This is a genomic window from Enterococcus sp. HMSC072F02, from assembly GCF_001837725.1.
In the GTDB taxonomy this organism is placed as follows: Bacteria; Bacillota; Bacilli; order Lactobacillales; family Enterococcaceae; genus Enterococcus_B; species Enterococcus_B lactis.
In genome coordinates this window covers 1-19,578 of record NZ_KV833967.1, presented here as the reverse complement: position 1 = coordinate 19,578, position 19,578 = coordinate 1, and the positions used below count along the sequence as shown (strand labels likewise).

16 protein-coding genes and 1 pseudogene are annotated in these 19,578 nt (G+C 38.9%); 10 read left to right on the top strand and 7 right to left on the bottom strand.

The annotated features are described in order from the left end of the window. Positions 1–51: 51 nt before the first annotated feature. Positions 52–495 (bottom strand): DUF305 domain-containing protein, encoded by a 444-nt coding sequence (locus tag HMPREF2731_RS10100; RefSeq protein ID WP_070703742.1) that lies wholly within the window; start codon positions 493–495, stop codon positions 52–54. 376 nt (positions 496–871) lie between these two features. Next, a complete protein-coding gene (locus tag HMPREF2731_RS10095; protein ID WP_070703740.1) occupies positions 872–2,212 on the bottom strand; it encodes an amino acid permease in 1,341 nt (446 codons plus the stop codon). 268 nt (positions 2,213–2,480) lie between these two features. Here HMPREF2731_RS10095 and HMPREF2731_RS10090 point away from each other — a divergent pair, with 268 nt between their 5' ends. Next, positions 2,481–3,377: a WaaS/CpsH family glycosyltransferase gene (locus tag HMPREF2731_RS10090; RefSeq protein ID WP_070703738.1), complete on the top strand. Its 897-nt coding sequence runs from the start codon at positions 2,481–2,483 to the stop codon at positions 3,375–3,377. A gap of 142 nt (positions 3,378–3,519) precedes the next feature. Here HMPREF2731_RS10090 and HMPREF2731_RS10085 read toward each other — a convergent pair whose 3' ends face one another. Then, positions 3,520–4,461 carry a 2-dehydropantoate 2-reductase gene (locus tag HMPREF2731_RS10085; protein WP_065763711.1) on the bottom strand — a complete coding sequence of 314 codons (942 nt, stop codon included), beginning with the start codon at positions 4,459–4,461 and terminating at the stop codon, positions 3,520–3,522. A gap of 125 nt (positions 4,462–4,586) precedes the next feature. Here HMPREF2731_RS10085 and HMPREF2731_RS10080 point away from each other — a divergent pair, with 125 nt between their 5' ends. The 6 genes and pseudogenes from HMPREF2731_RS10080 (at position 4,587) to HMPREF2731_RS10055 (ending at position 12,236) form a co-directional block, all read left to right on the top strand. After that, positions 4,587–5,708 (top strand): glycerate kinase family protein, encoded by a 1,122-nt coding sequence (locus tag HMPREF2731_RS10080; RefSeq protein WP_070703736.1) that lies wholly within the window; start codon positions 4,587–4,589, stop codon positions 5,706–5,708. A 258-nt stretch (positions 5,709–5,966) separates the two neighbouring features. Continuing rightward, positions 5,967–7,469 (top strand): ABC-F type ribosomal protection-like protein Eat(A), encoded by a 1,503-nt coding sequence (gene eat(A), locus HMPREF2731_RS10075; RefSeq protein WP_070703734.1) that lies wholly within the window; start codon positions 5,967–5,969, stop codon positions 7,467–7,469. Positions 7,470–7,535: 66 nt separating this feature from the next. Then, on the top strand, positions 7,536–8,063 hold the full coding sequence (locus HMPREF2731_RS10070; RefSeq protein ID WP_086285811.1) for a histidine phosphatase family protein: 528 nt from the start codon (positions 7,536–7,538) through the stop codon (positions 8,061–8,063). Positions 8,064–8,274: 211 nt separating this feature from the next. Then, a complete protein-coding gene (locus tag HMPREF2731_RS10065; RefSeq protein ID WP_024636213.1) occupies positions 8,275–9,336 on the top strand; it encodes a DUF871 domain-containing protein in 1,062 nt (353 codons plus the stop codon). Between the two features lie 3 nt (positions 9,337–9,339). Continuing rightward, positions 9,340–10,236, top strand: coding sequence for an N-acetylmuramic acid 6-phosphate etherase (gene murQ / locus HMPREF2731_RS10060; protein ID WP_002306098.1), 897 nt, complete (start codon positions 9,340–9,342; stop codon positions 10,234–10,236). Positions 10,237–10,249: 13 nt separating this feature from the next. Next, positions 10,250–12,236, top strand: a pseudogene (locus HMPREF2731_RS10055) (glucose PTS transporter subunit IIA). A gap of 812 nt (positions 12,237–13,048) precedes the next feature. Here HMPREF2731_RS10055 and nrdI read toward each other — a convergent pair. Continuing rightward, the gene (gene nrdI / locus HMPREF2731_RS10050) at positions 13,049–13,495 is read right to left on the bottom strand and encodes a class Ib ribonucleoside-diphosphate reductase assembly flavoprotein NrdI (protein WP_070703726.1); all 447 of its coding nucleotides are present in this window, start codon (positions 13,493–13,495) and stop codon (positions 13,049–13,051) included. A 209-nt stretch (positions 13,496–13,704) separates the two neighbouring features. Between nrdI and HMPREF2731_RS10045 the strand changes: the two genes are divergently transcribed. Then, a complete protein-coding gene (locus tag HMPREF2731_RS10045; RefSeq protein ID WP_002344501.1) occupies positions 13,705–15,129 on the top strand; it encodes a basic amino acid/polyamine antiporter in 1,425 nt (474 codons plus the stop codon). Between the two features lie 176 nt (positions 15,130–15,305). Here HMPREF2731_RS10045 and HMPREF2731_RS10040 read toward each other — a convergent pair whose 3' ends face one another. The 3 genes from HMPREF2731_RS10040 to HMPREF2731_RS10030 all read right to left on the bottom strand — a co-directional run bounded on the left by HMPREF2731_RS10040 (position 15,306) and on the right by HMPREF2731_RS10030 (position 17,462). After that, a complete protein-coding gene (locus HMPREF2731_RS10040) occupies positions 15,306–16,079 on the bottom strand; it encodes an ABC transporter permease (RefSeq protein WP_070703724.1) in 774 nt (257 codons plus the stop codon). Continuing rightward, entirely contained in the window at positions 16,076–16,981 is a 906-nt protein-coding gene (locus tag HMPREF2731_RS10035) for an ABC transporter ATP-binding protein (RefSeq protein ID WP_070703722.1), read from the bottom strand. Before HMPREF2731_RS10035 ends, HMPREF2731_RS10040 begins: the two co-directional genes overlap by 4 nt. A 160-nt stretch (positions 16,982–17,141) precedes the next feature. Then, positions 17,142–17,462, bottom strand: a complete 321-nt coding sequence (locus tag HMPREF2731_RS10030; RefSeq protein ID WP_002344499.1) for a DMT family transporter — start codon at positions 17,460–17,462, stop codon at positions 17,142–17,144. Positions 17,463–17,900: 438 nt separating this feature from the next. On the opposite strand from HMPREF2731_RS10030, the gene HMPREF2731_RS10025 reads away from it, so the two are divergent. Both HMPREF2731_RS10025 and HMPREF2731_RS10020 read left to right on the top strand, forming a co-directional pair. After that, complete coding sequence (locus HMPREF2731_RS10025; RefSeq protein ID WP_002308360.1) at positions 17,901–18,587, top strand: DUF969 domain-containing protein; 687 nt, start codon at positions 17,901–17,903, stop codon at positions 18,585–18,587. 1 nt (position 18,588) lies between these two features. After that, the gene (locus HMPREF2731_RS10020; protein ID WP_002308361.1) at positions 18,589–19,533 is read left to right on the top strand and encodes a DUF979 domain-containing protein; all 945 of its coding nucleotides are present in this window, start codon (positions 18,589–18,591) and stop codon (positions 19,531–19,533) included. The last annotated feature ends 45 nt before the right edge of the window (positions 19,534–19,578 follow it).

Below are 19,578 nucleotides of genomic sequence, written 5' to 3'. Positions count from 1 at the left end.
GATGCAGGGCAGCTTTTTCACAACCTCTTTTTCTGTTTGGATAGATAATGGTCATTCCATTTCTTTGATCATTTTTTTCATTTTATCGATCTCTTCTTCTTGTGCCTGAATGATTTCTTCCGCTAATTTTTTTACTTCAGGATCTTTTAAATCAGCTCGTTTACTTGTCAAGATAGCAATAGAGTGATGAGGGATCATTGCCTTCATCCACGCCGTATCGTTGACAGTTGTTTGGCTTCGTACCATAAATAAGGAACCAGCAAAAACAAGAAGACTTGCCGCTAAAATCATAGCATTTATCTTTTTGTTTTTATACATTTTCCACATGAACAACAACATGATGACTGCCATGACTGCACCCATCATCAGCGCCATGAATACACGTGTGCGACTGAAGAAGATATGGTCGAGCGCATAAACATTCAAATACATCATACCAAACATGACTACCGTCGAAACACCAATCATCAACAAAAACTTCCAATACTTTTTCATTTAAAACAAACTCCTTTTTCTTCATTCCTTTCTTCTATCATGTCATGAACGTGGAGAACAATCAATTAATCTGCACAGATGGTTTTTGAACACCGTTTATCAAGAGGTCGTGAGCCTGCCGTTTAACACTGAGTCACAAGGAACAATTTCAAAAAATAGTTTCTCATGTTTGTTGAATATTGAGACTTGTGACCGAGGAGTTGACAGGAGAACACCGTTTAGTGGAAAGGTCGTGAAAAAGCTGTTCTTATTACCGCAGATGTAAGTTTTTGAACACCGTTTATTCGGAAAAAGGAACTGCAACAATTTTTGTCGCAGCTCCTTTTTCAATAGCTCCAGCTATTCAATATAAATAGAATAAAATTCTCTATTGGTTTCATTCATTCATCAAGACGAAAGCATCGTTCTTTTTTTGATAACTGAAATAAATGAACAGGTAAAGCAGACCGGTCAATACAGTTACCCCAATGGAGTTCGTGAATAGGATACCAAGGAAAATCAACCCTAAGACTGCTAATGCAAAAAAGCTGATTCCTTTGTCCCATAACGTTCCTTTCCTTAGTGCCAGTATAAAGGACGCAGCACTGATAATGATCCAGATCAATAATACTGTATAGGAAAGAGAACCTGCCAGATAGCCAAATAATTTGTCACCGACAAAATAAGAAAGAGCCACACCTAGATAAAGAACACTGGTACAAAACAGCACAGCACGTTGCGGTACTTGATGCTTGTTTAAAACAGCTAGTTTTCTAGAGGAACCTTTTCGATCTTTCAAGCGGAAGAACAAAATCCTCGAAGAAGCATACACACCTGAATTGATAGACGAGAACAGAGCAAGAACAATCACGAAATTGACGATATCTGCTGCAAATGGAATATTCATTTTTTCAAATACCATCACAAAAGGACTAACGTTCGTACCTGCTAATGTATTCCAAGGAAAAATAATCAAAAGCAAAAATAAAGGAATAATGTAAAAGGAAATGATTCTTCCCATAACGCCTTTGATTGCTTTAGGAATCGCACGTTTAGGATCATCTGCTTCGCTTACTGTGATAGCAATCAGCTCAGAACCGCCGTAAGAATAGATAACTACAAGCAAAGAACTGATGATTCCCTTCATACCATGAGGAGTAAAACCACCATGATCAGTCAATTGTTGAAGGGTAGGGAAAACACCAGAACCCAACATTTGCTGACCAACAAGATAAGCAGCAAAAATGATCAATAGGATAATGACACTGATTTTAGCAAAGGCCAGCCAATATTCTGTCTCTGCGAATAATCGTACCGAATAAAGATTGATGATAGTAGTTAAAACAGCCAACATAAAAACAAATACCCAAGCTGGGACGTGGGGGAACCACAACTGTAAAAAGGAAGCAGCTGCAACAGCTTCAGCAATGATATTGATAATCCACATGGACCAGTAGACCCAATCGGTAAAATCGGCAGAATGAGCACCTAGATATGGACGAATCAATCCAGATAATCCGTGGTGCGTATCGCCACCACTTAAAACAATTTTTCCCAGACCTTTCATCACGATATATAAAATCATTCCGCCAATCAAAAAAGCGATCAATACAGAAGGGCCGGCGATTCCAATCGCTTCGCCACTTCCTTTAAATAGACCTGCACCAATCGCTCCACCCAAAGCTAGCATGGTGATATGTCGGGAGCTAAGTTGTTTTTTCAATTTTTTATCTTCCATAAATAACCTCTTTCTTTTAAATTCACAATCAAAATGTATAGTAAGAATAAATAGCAATAATAACAATGACTAATGATAACAAATTTTCAGACAATTACAACTATTCAGAAAACTTTTAGGCATATTTTAATGGAAGAATGATTTATTTCATCGTATTTTCATAGAAATATTAAATTTTTATAAAAATAATAGGAAGCGTTTTACTGGCTTTTTACTATTTAAACAGGCTATCATAGGAAAAAGTGACAGAGAAAGTGAGGCGGAACAGATGAACAAAAACGACGTATTGCTAGTTGCGAAAAATAAATCACTTTATTTTTTTCCTTCCATCCGCTCTTTAGATGTTTGGTCCGGAAAAGATTTACTACAGTCGGAATTCATTAAATCGGCTCGACAACAGTTGGCAAATTATCAGCTGATCGTTTTTTTAGATTATGGATTTGATATGGAGATGGCTCGACGCGTGCGTCCATTTACCAATGCAAAAATCGTGTTATTTTTTTGGAACCACTTCAAAGCAGAACACGAGGCGATGCTGAAACAGGCACAAGATGAACCGTCAATCGATGAGATTTATCATTTTGATTTTTTGGAAGCAAAAGAACTTGGACTAAAACATAATAGTTCCTTTTATTCGAAACATATGGATTTTTCTTCTAGCGAACCAAAGACGGATCTTTTTTTTGGTGCAACAAATAACGGCAGAAAAGAACGGGCAGAAAAATATAAGCAGGAATTTACAAAAAGAGGTGTTACGACCAATTACTTTATTCTTCCGCTTCGAGGAAATGAACAACCTGGATACCTTACTTATGAAGAGTATCTGAAAAAAACTGGGGAATCGAGCGGGATTCTAGAACTGTTGCGGGAAGGGCAGCAAGGAGTGACTTTGCGAACGTTTGAATCTATGTATTTTCAAAAGAAGCTAGTGACAGATAATCAAGCCATAGCTCATTATCAGTTTTATCATCCTGAAAATATTTTTTTGCTTCAAGAACGTGATTTAGATGAATTACCGGAATTTCTGCATACGCCATTTCAGCCAATCCCATCAGAACTGTTGGAATTTTTTGATGCAGAAAATTGGGCAAAACGTTTTTTCACTACTGACTCCGCTATTTATGAACAATATGAATACGATCTTTCCTCTGTTAAAAATAAATAAAAGTGCCAAACAATCATAGATGAAAATAAACAAGCGCAATTCTTATGGCAACATGAGAATTGTGTTTTTCTTTTTGATCTTTCGTGGGGGTAAAAAAATGAGAACCAGCTGCTGATCCAGCTGATTCTCATCAGAGAGCCTTTTATTCTGCGCCAAGGATTCCTTCTTTTGCATGGACTAATTGGGTCAAAAAGGCACAATAGGGTGTAGCAATATCATATTTTTGTCCTTTTCGCCAAACGGCACCATTGATGTAGTCGATTTCAGTCAAACGATGGTTTTTGATCAGGTCTTGGTACATAGATGGGTAATGCAACCCGATGTTGTCAGGATCATAAGTAGAAGCAATATGCTGGTACACTTCTTCTTGATCTAATGTGATTCCTTCTATTGCTGCGATAGAAGCAAACTCAGATACGATCGTTCGAACCATGCCCTCTGCCGCTTTTTGCGCACCTAGTTCAGCAATATTACAATCCAAGATCGTGCATAATCCATTTAATGTTCCGTTTACACAAGCTTTTCGCCAAATGGAATAACGAACATTATGACTATAGATTGGATTCAATCTTGCTTCTTGAAAGACTTCTACAACTTTTTTTGTAAATGCTTCGCCTTCTGGTTCCAAGTTCTCTAGTTCGATTTCTCCATCACCTAATAATGTGACTTTTCCGGGACCAGCTAGACCAGCTGTCCACATCGTGATCCCAAATAAGATATTTTTCTTTGGTACATATTTTTCCAGTACATCTTCATGACCTAATCCATTCAGTAAACACAAAACATAAGTATTCTCAGTAATAATGGATTGGATCGAACGAAACATATCATCTAATTGATTCGCTTTTGTCAAGGCTACGATCAAATCCACGTGTTCGTTGCTTTCGATGATTTCTTCTGGTGAATAGATTGGCAGTTTTGCAACTACTTCTTTGCCATTAAAGTCAGCAATCAATCCATTTGTACGAATGGCTTCAATGTGAGCAGGCCAGCGATCGATCAAGACGACCTCATTTCCGCTTTGATGCAACATCAATCCGATTCGGCTGCCCATTGCTCCGGCTCCAGCTATTGCGATTTTCATGTTTTTTCTCTCCTTTATTCAATGAGTTCCCTTTTAGTATATAGAAAAACAGAAGAAAATAGCATTGTTTTGTTTGAAAAAAGTGAAAAAAAGTGTCTTACTTAAGAAGAAAGTGAGGGATATAGATGGATATTTTAGCGGCAATCGATTCATTTAAAGGAAGTGCTTCTTCATTTGAATTAAATCAGGCAGTTCTAAATGGCTGGGAAGACCGTAAAGGAAGAAAAATCAATGTGCCGATTGCAGATGGCGGAGAAAATACTGCAGAAGCAATCTATTACGCGCTCGGGGGAACCTGGCGTACGATTGATGGGATGGATCTCTTATTTCGTCAGCGAAAAATCACTTATTTATTGACGAACTGGCAAGGAAAAAATACCGCAGTCATTGAATCTGCACAAGTATTAGGATTAGATTTACTTGATAAACCAACGGATCAAACCATCCGACTTGCTTCTAGTTATGCCTTGGGAGAGCTTATCAAAGATGCACTGCTTCAAGAAGTGGAACAAATCATTGTCACTTTAGGAGGAAGCGGATGTAGCGATGGTGGTCTAGGATTACTCCAATCCTTGGGTGCTTCTTTAGAAGGGTACACAGAAGGAAATCCTTTGTTATCTACTAGAAAACTTCATTTGGATCGAAGGAACGTTCTTGTTTCTAAAGCAAAAGTGATCATCGCTGCAGATGTGACCAACCCATATACAGGTCAACAAGGAGCTGCTTGGCAATTTGGAAGACAAAAAGGAGGAACGGATACGACGTTAGCTTTCTTGGATAAACAAGCAGAAAAGATTGCTCAGCAGATAAAAGATGTTTGGGAGGTGGATTTAGATGACATCCCAGGAAGCGGAGCAGCAGGCGGTATTGGCGGAGCCCTTTTTTTGTTAGGAGCGAAGATGGTCTCTGGTTTTGAGTTGGTCAGCCAAATCACTGGATTAGAAAAACAGATCGAACAAGCAGATGTCATCATTACAGGAGAAGGGCGGATTGATCAGCAAACAATCCACGGAAAAGTTCCATATGGCGTAGCAGTGCTTGCAAAAAAATATCGAAAACCAATAATCGCTATTTGCGGAAGTAGGGACCAAGAGTTGGAAGGACTCTCTGATTTTCTCCCTATTGTCTTAAGCATTCAATTAGGACCAATCGATTTAGAGGAAGCAATGGAACACAGGCAAACATTAGAAAAAACAAAAATCTTAGGACAGACACTCAGCAGATTTTTCACCATCCTCCCGAAGTAGTTGACAAAATCAATTTCTTTATGCTATCGTAATTTCAAATATAGGACAAAGTGAGGGATCCGTGCATTGAAAAATTAAGTCGATTGATGAAAGCTGCATTCAGACTGTACCTTGTGGAGACAAGGGAGCAGTGTGCAGATTTTCAGGATTGGCTTGGTTCTTTCGATGTATGGGTCTTTTTGTGTGCACCAAACCCTTGCATCCTCTTTAGCCAGTTCTGAAAATAGGACTGGTCTTTTTTTACGAGGTGATGGAATAATGTCTAAAATCGAAATAAAAAATCTGACATTCGGCTATGACAGCCAAGGCACATTATTATTTGAACAAGCCAATCTAAACTTTGACACCCAATGGAAACTAGGACTTATCGGACGAAACGGTCGAGGAAAGACAACTTTACTGAATATCCTGCAAAACAAACTCCCTTACCAAGGGCAAGTGATCCATCAGCAAGCGTTTGTCTATTTCCCGCAGCAAACAAAAGATAAAGAGCGTTTGACCTATTATGTGTTAAATGAGATTACGGATTTTGAGATATGGGAAATTGAAAGAGAGCTCCAACTGATGCAAACAGATCCTGAAATCTTATGGAGAGAATTCAGCACACTATCAGGAGGAGAGAAGACAAAAGTCCTACTGGCACTCTTATTTGTGGATGACACTCATTTCCCGTTAATCGATGAACCAACGAATCATTTGGATATCTCTGGCAGAAAACAAGTAGCGGCTTATTTGAAAAAGAAAAAACAAGGATTCATCGTGGTGAGTCATGATCGGGGATTTATCGATGAAGTAGTGGACCATGTTTTAGTAATCGAAAAGAGCCAACTGGAACTTTATCAAGGGAATTTCTCTATCTATGAAGAACAGAAAAAACTTCGTGATGAATTTGAAATAGCTAAAAATGAAAAATTGAAAAAAGAAGTCAGCAGGCTAAAGAAAACAGCGGCAGAAAAAGCAGAATGGTCTCGTTCCCGTGAAGGAGACAAAACAAAGAAAAAAGTCGGATTCATCGATACGGAATCTAGGCGAGTGAATAAAGGAGCAGTAGGCGCTGATGCTGCACGGACGATGAAACGATCTAAAGCAATCGTGAATCGGATGGAAACCCAGATCAGTGAGAAAGAAAAATTATTAAAAGATATCGAGTATATCGATGCTTTGACGATGAATAGTCAAGTGTCTCATCATAAACGGCTGTTAAGCGTAGAAAATCTTCAATTAGGGTATGAAAATCTGTTATTCGAGCCAGTTCACTTTACGATCGAACCTCATCAGCGGGTGGCAATTTCAGGTCCTAACGGCGCGGGAAAGTCATCCATTATCCATTATCTTCTGGGAACATTCAGCGGCAAGGTTGTAGGAGAAAAATCCCAGCCCAAACATTTGACCATTAGTTACGTACGCCAAAATTATGAAGACAATCGAGGGACGTTGGCGGAATTCGCGGAGAAAAACCGAGTAGACTACCAAGCATTTTTGAATAATCTCCGAAAGCTTGGGATGGAAAGAGATGTTTTTCATAACAAAATCGAACAGATGAGTATGGGGCAACGGAAAAAAGTGGAATTGGCTAAATCTTTATCACAACCAGCTGAGCTATATATATGGGATGAACCATTGAATTATTTGGATGTCTTCAATCAAGAACAATTAGAACAACTGATTTTGAACGTGAAACCTGCTATGTTACTAGTGGAACATGATCAAACCTTTCTAGATAAAGTATCTACTGAGATTATTTCTCTTGAGAAAATCTAAACCTTGTAATCTCAAAGACAACAAGGTATGGTTAAGGAGAACTTTGTCAACGAAGGAGAGAATCACATGCTTTATGTAACGAGACACGGAGAAACAACTTGGAACGCACAAGGATTAGTTTGCGGGCGGGCAGATGTGCCGCTGACTGAAAAAGGACAGATGCAGGCACAGGCACTAGCAGAAAAGGTAGTAGATTTGCCTGTTCCAATTACGAAAATCATCCATTCCCCTCTTCAACGAGCAAGAGATACAGCACAAGCAGTAGCTGAACGTCTCAATTTGCCGATGACCGCTGATGAGCGATTGGTAGAAATGGATTTTGGGGATTATGACGGACTGCCAAGCAAAGATGAAAACTTTCAAAAAGCGCGTTTAGCGTTTGCTGTACGTTTCCCAAATGGAGAGTCGGTCTTAGATGTGTACGCACGAATCGTTCCTTTATTGAAAGAATGCATGGAAGACGAAGAAAATGTCTACTTGTTAGTCTGTCATAATGCCTTGATAAGAGTGATCAATGCTTATTTTCATCCAATGCCTAATGAAGGGTTCTTTACATTCATGGTAGACAATACAGAATTAATTTCTTATGAGTAATTAGACTTTTGTGTTATTTAAATAAAATGTTTCAAGGCACTGCTTTTTCTTAGCAGTGCCTTTTTTGTGGCTGTGTCAATTCTTTTGGCAATATAAATCCAATTTTTAGAAATAAAATTTAATTATTTTAACAAAAGTATTGAAATTTTGTTTCTTTAGATATATACTCTAGTCATAGAAATGAATACGGATACAGAAAAAGAGGGATAATATGTTTGGCTTTTCAATATTTATGAATGATCCTTTGTCAGAAGAGAAGAAACAGTATATCCGCCAAATGGCATCCAATGGCTTTGTCGGTATTTTCACTTCCATGCATATACCAGAAGATGATGTTTCGGCTTATCAAAATCGATTGATCGAACTAGGAAGCGAAGCGAAAAAGAATAAACTAGAGTTGATGGTCGATATTTCAGGAGAAGCATTGAAACGAGCTGGCTTTTCATTAGAAGATCTAACACCCTTGAAAGCAATTGGTGTAACAGGGTTAAGAATGGATTATCATATTTCTAATCAGCAGATCGCCGACTGGTCACATCAATTGAAAATCAGTTTGAATGCCAGCACGATCACGCCTAAAGATATCGATGAGTTGAAAGAAGCAGCGGCTGATTTCTCACAGATCGAAGCTTGGCATAATTATTATCCACGTCCTGAAACAGGGCTGGACAAAGAATGGTATCAGGAAAAAAATCAATGGCTCAAAACTCAAGGATTCCTTGTCCAAGGCTTTGTACCAGGAGATACAGAGTTGAGAGGTCCACTGTATCAAGGATTACCGACTTTGGAAGAACATCGAGGGATCCATCCTCTAGCAGGCGCTCTTGATCTATTAGCAAGTAACACGGATATTGTTTATATCGGAGATGCAGGTCTGTCAGAACACGTTCAGGAGCAATTTGCTTCTTTCCAAAAAGAACAGACAGTCTTGCTGCATACGGAATCTGTAGATGAAGATTTTTACGAATATATATTAGGAAAACATACGAATCGGCAAGATGATGCAAGAGATGTCATACGAAGCGCAGATGCTCGTTTTCGAGAGATTCCGCCAATCCCTGTAAGAAATACAGCTAAGCGTATGAAAGGATCTATTACTTTAGATAACGAAAAGTATTTGCGCTATATGGGCGAGATCCAATTAACTAAATATGATTTGCCAGCGGATGAAAAAGTGAATGTAGTAGCCAAAGTCATCAAAGAAGAACTACCGCTGATCAACCAAATCAAAGCTGGTATGAACTATCAATTTATAAGAAAAGAAGGAAGATAAAAAATGAGCAAAATCAATTTAGAGAACCTAACAACGGAACGCAGAAACCAAGAAACTTTTGGATTAGATGAAATGAGTATTTCTCAAGCAGTCCAACTAATGAACAAAGAAGATCAGAAAGTGGCCGCTGCTGTTGAAAAAGAACTGACAAGTATCGAGCCAGTGATCGCCAACACGATTGAATCCTTTAAAAAAGGTGGTCGCTTGATTTATATGGGAGCTGGAACGAGTGGTAGACTTGGTGTATTAGATGCTGCTGAATGTGTACCGACATTCGGTGTAGAACCGGAAATGGTCATAGGTCTAATTGCTGGTGGAGAAGAAGCAATGACTGTAGCCGTCGAAGGAGCCGAAGATTCTTATGAATTAGGGCAAGAAGATCTAATCAAGCTGAATTTAACAAAAAATGATATAGTTATTGGTATCGCAGCTAGCGGTCGTACACCATATGTGATTGGTGGATTAGATTACGCAAAATCGATTGGTGCTGTTACAGGAACGATTTCTTGCAATAAACAAGCAGAAATCAGCAAGCATGCGGATTTCCCAATTGAAGTCGATGCAGGACCAGAATTTTTGACAGGCTCTACTCGATTGAAGTCAGGAACAGCACAAAAACTGATTTTGAATATGATTTCTACTATCAGTATGATCGGTATCGGTAAAGTATTCAATAACTTGATGGTCGACGTCAAACCAACAAATGAAAAACTAATCGAACGCTCAAAACGAATCATCATGCAAGCGACAGAAGCTGACTACGAAACAGCTGAAAAGTACTTTGAAGAAGCAGATCAAAATGTCAAACTGGCTATCGTCATGATTTTGACAAATAGTGATAAAGAGGCAGCTCAAGCAAAATTAGCTGAAGCAAACGGTTTTGTAAAAGGAACCTTATGAGGGGGAAAAGACCATGGCAAAAAACGAATTGACTTTGGAAGAACTGGCAAAACAAATTTATCAAGGAGCAGGCGGTATGGGCAATGTTGAAAGCATTGTCCACTGCATGACTCGTGTACGTATGAAGGTCATCAATGATGATCTTGTAAATATCTCGGAATTAAAAGCGATTCCAGGAGTACTTGGCGTAGTAGAGGATGAACAGCTCCAAGTCATCATCGGACCTGGGAAAGTGAACAAAGTAGCGCAGGAAATGGTTGACTTAGCAGGCGTGAAATTAGGAGAAAAACTTCCTTCTGCTAGTGCATCTACAGCAAGTTCTTCTGCATCTGGAAAAGACCGTGTAAACGAACGGGCACAAGAAATGAAAGCGGCACAAAAATCGAAACAAAAACCCTCTAAGATCAAATCGGTATTAAAAGACATCTCTAATATCTTTGTACCAATGATCCCTGCATTTGTCGGTACTGGGATCGTGGCAGGGATTGCCGCAGTTTTAGCAAACTTAGTCACAGCTGGAACACTAGACGCAGGAACATGGCAACAATATATCGATGTGATGAACATCTTGAAAAACGGGATGTTTAGCTATCTAGTTATCTATACAGGTATCAATGCTGCACAAGTTTTTGGTGCAACGCCAACGCTTGGTGGAGTTATGGGGGCCGTTGTGATGCTGACAGGGATGAATCCGGAAGCACCACTGAAAAACTTGTTTACCGATGAAGCTCTTGCCGCTGGACAAGGCGGGATCTTAGGTGTTATCTTCGCAGTTTGGTTATTGTCAATCGTTGAGAAAAAACTGCATAAAGTAGTACCTGATGCGGTAGATATCATCGTTACGCCAACTCTTTCACTGATTGCCATCGGTCTGATCGAAATTTTCTTCATTATGCCTTTAGCAGGGTTCATTTCTGACGGCATGGTCGGTGGGATCAACTGGGTACTTGGTGTTGGAGGAGCATTTGCCGGCTTCGTTCTAGGTACATTATTCTTGCCAATGGTCATGTTCGGACTACATCAGATTTTGACGCCAATCCATGTACAAATGATTGATGAAACTGGTCGTACCTTATTGCTTCCAATTCTTGCGATGGCCGGAGCAGGACAAGTGGGTGCAGCATTGGCATTATGGATCCGCTGCAAAAAAGACAAAGAATTAACAGAAATGATCAAAGGGGCTTTACCAGTCGGAATCTTAGGAATCGGCGAACCATTGATTTACGGAGTAACATTACCTCTATCTAGGACGTCCATTTATTACTGCTTGTATCGGTGGAGGTATCGGTGGGGCAGTGATCGGAATGATCGGAAATGTCGGAGCAATCGCTATTGGACCTTCAGGAGCCGCTTTGATCCCATTGATCTCTGACGGTAAATGGTTAGGCTATATCCTTGGTTTATTGGCCGCTTACGCTGGTGGATTCGTTGCTACATTCTTCTTCGGTATTCCTAAAGACCGTTTAGAAAAAGAAGAACTAGCGACCGAAACAGCCACAGTAAATGAAGTGCCTGAAAAAGCAGTACCTCAAGCTTCAGCTGAAAGTGTGACTATCCTCTCATCAGTCGCTGACGGAACAGTTGTTTCTTTAGATAAAGCAAGTGATCCAGTTTTTGCACAAAAAATGATGGGTGAAGGTTACTTTGTAGAACCAGAAAACGGACATATCTATTCTCCGGTTACTGGAGTAATAAGTTCTGTTTTCCCAACAAAACACGCTATCGGCATTACGACACCAAATGGCTTAGAAATCTTGCTTCACATGGGCATCAACACAGTTGACTTAGGCGGTACGCCATTCGATGTGAAAGTAACAGAAGGACAGCAAGTGACACCTGATACGCTTGTAGCAGAAGCTGACCTAGAAGCAATCAAAGCAGCAGACAAAGAAACCTCCATGATCGTCTTGGTAACCAATATGGATCGTGTAAAAAACTTTGTCTTGGAAAAAACAGGTAAAGCGAAAGCAAAAGCACCTGTGATGGATGTCAAAGCTTAATAAGATACTTCTGGAAAAAACGTTTATTCGGAAAAAGGGATTGTGACACTTTTTTGTCGCAGCCCTTTTTTTATTTGTTCCAGTTTTTTTATTTTTTAGAAAATGTAGTTCAAGTTAACGCTTCCTTTTAGGGTAAAATTATAGATGTGTCAAAATAAAAATAATTAGGAGATAGCTGTATGAAAAAAATTTTTTCCTATGTCTAGTCACTATCATGCCAGTTATATTGTCCCCAGTAACCATTTTTAGCCAAACAGTCACAGTCAATGCATCAGAAATATCAAGTAATGAAAAAGAAGGAATCAGTACTCTATCAATAACAAGTCCAGTTTTTGACACTGATTATGATAATATTCCAGCTGATATGTTGAATGAGACAGTTCAACCAAGAATTTTAGGTAAAGTTACCGTATTTGTAGCTGGTATAGTAGTAGGCTATATTGTTGATGGAATAATTATTTATAGGACTGGGCAACACCAGTATCACAACATATTGCAAATGCGATGAATGCTGCTAGAATATGGTATAATAATAAATTTACTTCTAACTTATCGACGGTATGCTATGCTAATGGTGGAATATTTTGAGGTAATGGAAGACCTTTTTCAGCACAAATTTAGACGGAGATAATTAATGATGAAAAACAAATGGCAATTAGTAATTGTTTTTATTATGGGTGTATGTATAGGGCTTTTATTGAGATCGTTTCTATAAAAATAAAGAATAATAAAAAATATACAAGTAGTAGCTAAAAATTTTAATAAGCTGAACACTAAAAAATGTATCGAGGTGTCCAGCTTATTCTTTTGTGTTATTTATTTTTTTCTGCCAAAATTTGATAAACGCGTGTCACATCAGATGGTGTTCCCCGTAATTCATAATCTGCCAAGAAAGGAAAGCCGAATCTTTGTGCGTATTGTTTGGCTGTCAGACAATATTGATTGTTGAAGTTTTTATTACCGCTACCGACTACACCAAGGCAAAGTTTGTGATTGTCTTCGTATTCCAGATATTCGCGCATCATTTCGGTCAAGATTTCTGTGTCACCGTTGTCTAACCCATTCCCACCGTCTAAATAAGTAGGAACGAAAGTAAAAAATGGTTCTGTTTCTTTCGTAAAATCACTATTTTCATGGATTTCTTTTAAAGTAACTTCAGGATTGACAGGATCTTCTGCATGCATTTTTTCAGCATATTCTGCTAGATGTTTGGCAAAAGCACGCGTATTTCCTGAAATCGATATATATAAAATGTTCATGGATCATCCCCCAATTCTTTCCCTTTAGTATAGCATCTTTTTAAGTTTTTTGGTGGTGTAATTTGGAAAGGGACTAGGCGCTTTGCTTGTATAATGAGAAAAAAGTCGGTAGAATTATATTTCTATTAAAGTTTTTATTAATTAAGTAAAAATAAAAAAGGTTTGTTATACTTTTTTATAAAAGCGGTTTTACTTTGGAGGATGCTTACATGGATACAGAGCAACAGAAAAAAGGAATTGGTTTGATTCCACTTGCTGCCTTAGTGATTGGTTCAGCGATTGGAGGTGGCGTATTTGGTATTATGACGGACATCTCCGGATCGGCTGGCGGCCCAGCTATTTTCAGCTGGGTACTCGTAGGAACAGCAATGTTGATGCTCTCCTTATCGATCAATAATATCAATAAAAAACGTCCAGATTTAAAAGGCGGGATCTTTAGTTACGCAGAAGAAGGTTTTGGCCGTTTCGCTGGTTTTATCAGCGGTTGGGGTTACTGGCTCACATGCTGGTTAGGAAACGTGGCGTTCGCAACATTGTTAATGAGTGCATTAGGTTATTTCTTCCCCGTATTCGAAGGTGGTCAAAATGTGGCATCGATCGTGATGAGTACGATCTTCTTATGGGGATATGCATGGCTAGTGAATCGGGGAGTTGAAAATGCTAGCTTTGTCAATGCTATCGTCACGTTTTGTAAATTAGTGCCATTATTTTTATTTATTGTAGTAGCTATCAGCACCTTTTCGATCCAACAATTCATTAATAACTTTTCTAGCGATATCATATTGAATGCGAATGGGCAGCCGATCCCGTTTTCTAGTCAAGTATTGAGCTGCATCATGGTGATGCTCTGGGTATTCGTTGGTATTGAAGGAGCTTCTGTCGTAGGCTCACGAGCAAAAAAACAATCGGATGTTGGGAAAGCAACGATTCTAGGGATATTCGGTTTGATCATTATTTACGTCTTGGTTTCCATGCTTCCATATGGCACAATGACGATGAATCAGCTGCAAACGATCAAAGCGCAACCTGCTATGGGATATGTATTTGAAATGATGGTTGGTAAATGGGGGGCGGTCGTGATCAACGGTGGTTTGATCATTTCTTTAGTTGGGGTTTGGCTCTCATGGACGATCTTGCCGATTGAAACAATGGGGAATATGGCTGAGGACGGACTTTTGCCTAAAGCATGGGGAAAACTCAACAAAAATGGTGCACCAACTTATGCTATCGTATTGACGACGTTATGTACGAATGTCTTTTTACTTTCATTATTATTCACTGACAGTGCGTATAACTTTGCTTATACACTTGGTACAGCAGCGATTTTCTTCACGTGGCTTTTCTTAGGACTGTACCAAATGAAGCTTTCTTATCAGCGAAAAGAATGGGTCCAATTTTTAGTAGGGCTTTTAGCAAGTGCTTTTCAAGTATGGGCCATGCTAGTCGTAGCCTTTAATGAAGTGATGCTTGTTCTTGTTCTTTTCTTACCAGGCATTTATTTTTACCTCAAAGCACGTAAAGAGCAAAACGAACCTGTACAACATATCCACTTAGATAAGATTTTACTTATCGGTGTGACGATGGTCGGAGTAATCGCAATGGTTTTATTTGCCACTGGGATGCTTCACGTATAGAAGTATAAAGAGAGGCTGTGAAGCCTGTCGTTTATTCAAAAAAGAAGCGGTGACAACATTCGTGTCACTGCTTCTTTTTCCGAATAAAGGGTGTTCAAGAAGTAGCTTCTTCGAAAAATAAGCCGAAATTTCTTGAAACTGACCACTTCTGTCACAACCTTTTTTTTAATGAACCATCATACATTTTTTCGCTTGAATACGAGGTATCCCAATGCTAAGAACAAAGCAATGTAAGCTAAATTGCCAAACAGCATTTGATTAGTAGAAAGATGAGTCAATTGCTTCATGATCTCTTCGTTGCCAATTTGGTTTTGCAGATTCAGCATACTGATTGGATTCCATTTGATCCACTCCCATTTTTGAATGAGTGCGATGAGGATACCAGATATGATTGATGAAGCAAAATAAAAGACGATTCCTGCTGAGATGGAGGCACCGGAACTATTGATAAAACAAGCAATCATCAACACTAAACTTAAAATCAGCCATAAACCGATATAACTACCCAAAGTATAAGTGCACAAGCTTTGGATTAGTGTCTGACCAGTAGAAATCTTCTCCGTAAAGGAAATCGAAGGGAAAAGGATCAGTTTCATCAACACGGTGATAATAATAGCTAAAAGGTATAAATAAATAGAATAAATAACTAATGTGATCCATTTGCTTACTAATATTTCTCCTCGAGAATACTTTCGATAAAGGAGATTTTTCAATGTACCATATTGTGATTCCATTGAAATGATCGTACTTGCAGCAGCAATCATGATAAAGACGATCCAAGATGTGGCACTGAAAAGCTGAGCAGTCATTTCAACTGGATCAATGATCGTCGTGTATTTTTTGGCTAGAAGTGCTGTTCCTATGAGCAAAGCGACTAATAGAACAGATAAAACAGCAGACGACTTTTTCTTGATCAATTTAAATAATTCTTGTTTTACAAGCAATGTCATTTTTCTTCTTCCCCCTTTACTGAATCCAGAATTTCCAATAGGGAAGATTCCAAATCATTCGTCAGATGCTGGACATCTGTCACATGGATATTTTCTGCAGACAATAACTGGATCACAGTTCCTAATAATTCTTCGTTTTCTTTTAGAAGCTTGATTTTATCAGGATCTTCCAAGGGATATCCAGCGTCTGTCAAGATCGTTCGAGCAGCTTGATCATTTGTTGTAGAGATAACGATGAAATCTTGCGCTGTTTGGTTCAATTCAGTCATTGTACATTGTTTGATGATCTTTCCTTGATTGATCAGGATCAGCTCATCGACCATTTTTTCAAGCTCGCTGAGTAAGTGACTGGAGATCAAGAAAGAGGTGCCCTGAGTAGCCAAGTCGGTAATAATTTTTCGCACATCTCTTGTTGCTTGTGGATCCAAACCGTTCATCGGCTCATCTAAAATAACGATAGACGGATGATTCAGTAAGGCAAGAGCAATTCCCAATTTTTGTTTCATTCCCAACGAGTAGGATTTCGCTTTTTTGTGAATGTACTTTTCCATCTTGAGCTGATTCACGATAGTGTCGATAGCAGATACATCGTTTGTTTCAGAGAATAACTTCAGATGAGCATAACCTGTTAAGAATGGATAGATACCCGGATATTCGATCAATGCTCCTACTTGTTCTAATCCTTTATGACTAGAGGGAGAAATCTCATTTTCACCAATACGGATCGTTCCTTCCGAGTAATGGATCAGTCCTAAAATAGCTTTCATAATCGTTGTTTTTCCAGCGCCATTAGGACCTACTAATCCAACGATTTTGCCAGGAGATAAGCTAAAACTGACATCGCTGAGGGCTTGTTTGTGACCAAAGTTCTTGGATAATTCTTGGACCGAAAGACTTTTCAAAAATATTCACTCCTTTTCTATAGATAGTACAAGCATACACCTGATGAGTAGAGAAGTCGCTAGGTCATTAGTCTTATTTTCTTGTTTTTTCATCGAAAGAGGAATATCAAATAAAAAGCCCCGTTTTTTCTGATCAGTCCTTGTCTGCTTGTCTAAGTATCTAGTGACCGCTAGTAATCTTGATGCCAAGGATGCTGATGAGCAGCAACCCGACAAAGAACCAAGTGGAAAGATTCAGCTTATCATGAAACAAGACCACACCAATAATGACCGAACCAACTGCGCCAATCCCTGTCCAAATAGGATAAGAGAGACTCATCGGCAAACTTTTGATTGCCTTTGACAAAAAGTAAAAACTAGCAATCATGCCAATCACTGTGTAGAAAGAATAATTGACTTTGGAAAAACCATCACTCCATTTCATCATCGTTGACCAGAATACTTCCAAAAGCCCTGCTATGATTAATTCCATCCATGCCATACTTACATTCCTCCTTAACTATAAAAAAATACACAAAAAGAGGAAAATCATCCCTTCAAAGACCTAATGGAATGATCATCCTCTTTATCCTACCCGGTGGCAGTTCGTATATCTTTTTCTGTAGTATAGCACACTTATCCAGATATCGGCAATCTGATTCTTCTTAGTAAGGTGTATCAAGCATTGACGGATACAGCATAGAACTAATCTGTTATTTATAAATCATTTAAAAAAAACGGTAGCTGTTCCTTATTTTTATTTATTATCAAGCATTAGATTGAAAAAAGCTTTATCTTACAATAAGTAAGGTAAATTATATAATAAAAAAATAACGAAAAATATTTAAAAATAGTGTCTATTTCGTGAGAAAACAGCTATATTTTTTATGTGTTTTGCATTATAATTAAAAAAATATTGTCATTTTATGGAGGAAAATACATGGAAAATTATCTTAGCCTTTTAGGCGTATTGATCGTTATTCTCGGGTTCGCATTTAAATTAGACTCGATATTGATCGTAATGGTTGCTTTAGTTGTGACAGCTTTGACTGGCGGTCTTGGCATTCAAGGAATGTTAGAACTTTTAGGCACAAGTTTTGTGAACAATCGTGGGATGGCGATTTTCATCATCATTATGTTGGCGACAGGAACACTTGAAAGAAATGGTCTGAAAGAATCAGCGGCTTCCTTGATCAAGCGATTCAAGAAAGTATCTGCTGGCATGATCGTAGATATTTATGGGATCTTTCGAATGATCTTTGCAGCTTTTAACGTGAGTTTTGGTGGAGTTGCTGGATTTGTTCGTCCGATCATTCTACCTATGGCATTGGGGACCATCGAATCAAAAGGGTTAGAAGTCCATCCGAAGCATGAAGAAGAACTAAAAGGGATGGCTTCAGCTATGGAAAATGTCTGCTGGTTCTTTGGACAAGTACTGTTCATCGGAGGAGCAGGGGCATTGCTAGTCCAATCCACATTGAAAGATCTAGGATATGACGTAACATTGGGACAGCTTGCTTTAGTGGAAGTTCCAGTGGCCATCACAGCCTTAGTCGTTGCAAGTGTCTACTTCTATCTTAAAGAAAAGAAGCTAGCGAAGAAATATTATTCAGGAAAGGGGCAATAAGATGGACTTTTTTACAAATCCTGATATTTTGTTAGGCGATAAATTATTGGAGATTCTTTATATCGTGATGGGACTTGTGTTGATTTACACTGGAGTAAGAAACTTAACAGATCAAACCAATCCTCATCGTTACGGCTCAGCCTTTTTCTGGACGGTTTTAGGGGTAGTTATTGCAGGAGGAAGATGGCTTCCGGCAATCGTGAACGGCGGCTTGATCTTTGCGATGACCATACCGGCGATTGCTAAGAGAGTCAGCAAAGGAGAAAGTCGGCTTCCATCAAAAGCATATATGGAAAAAATGTCAGACAAACTAGGAATGAAAATATTTATTCCAGCTTTGAGTATCGGTGTCTTTGCGATTTTGTTTGCTTTATTCACCAATTTAGGTGCTTTAGTCGGCGTGGGTGTCGGTGTTTTTGCGGCCATGCTGATCTTGATGTTCTTTTCTCGAGATAATCGCCCAAGCACATTTTTAGATGACGCAGCAGATATGCTGGGCACAGTAGGGCCGTTAAGTATGTTGCCAATGCTTTTAGCTTCTCTTGGTGCGGTATTTACAAGTGCCGGAGTTGGGACAGTGATTTCCAATGCCGTAGGTACGATCGTTCCAGAAGGAAATGTGAACATCGGTATCATCATTTACGCTCTTGGCATGGTGATATTTACGGTAATCATGGGGAATGCATTTGCGGCTATCACCGTGATGACGGTTGGTATTGGTGCACCATTCGTATTTAGCCATGGAGCGAATCCAGCATTAATAGGAATGGTCGCGTTGACTTGCGGTTTTTGCGGAACCTTGCTGACACCAATGGCTGCTAACTTCAATATCGTGCCAGTGGCGATGTTAGAAATGAAAGATAAATACGGTGTGATCAAAAATCAACTTTTCATTGCTTTGTTCATGCTTGTTTTCCAAATTGCTTACATGATTTTATTTAAATAAAAAAAGAGGTTGGGACAGAAGTGGTCAGCTTCAAGAAATAAGAAG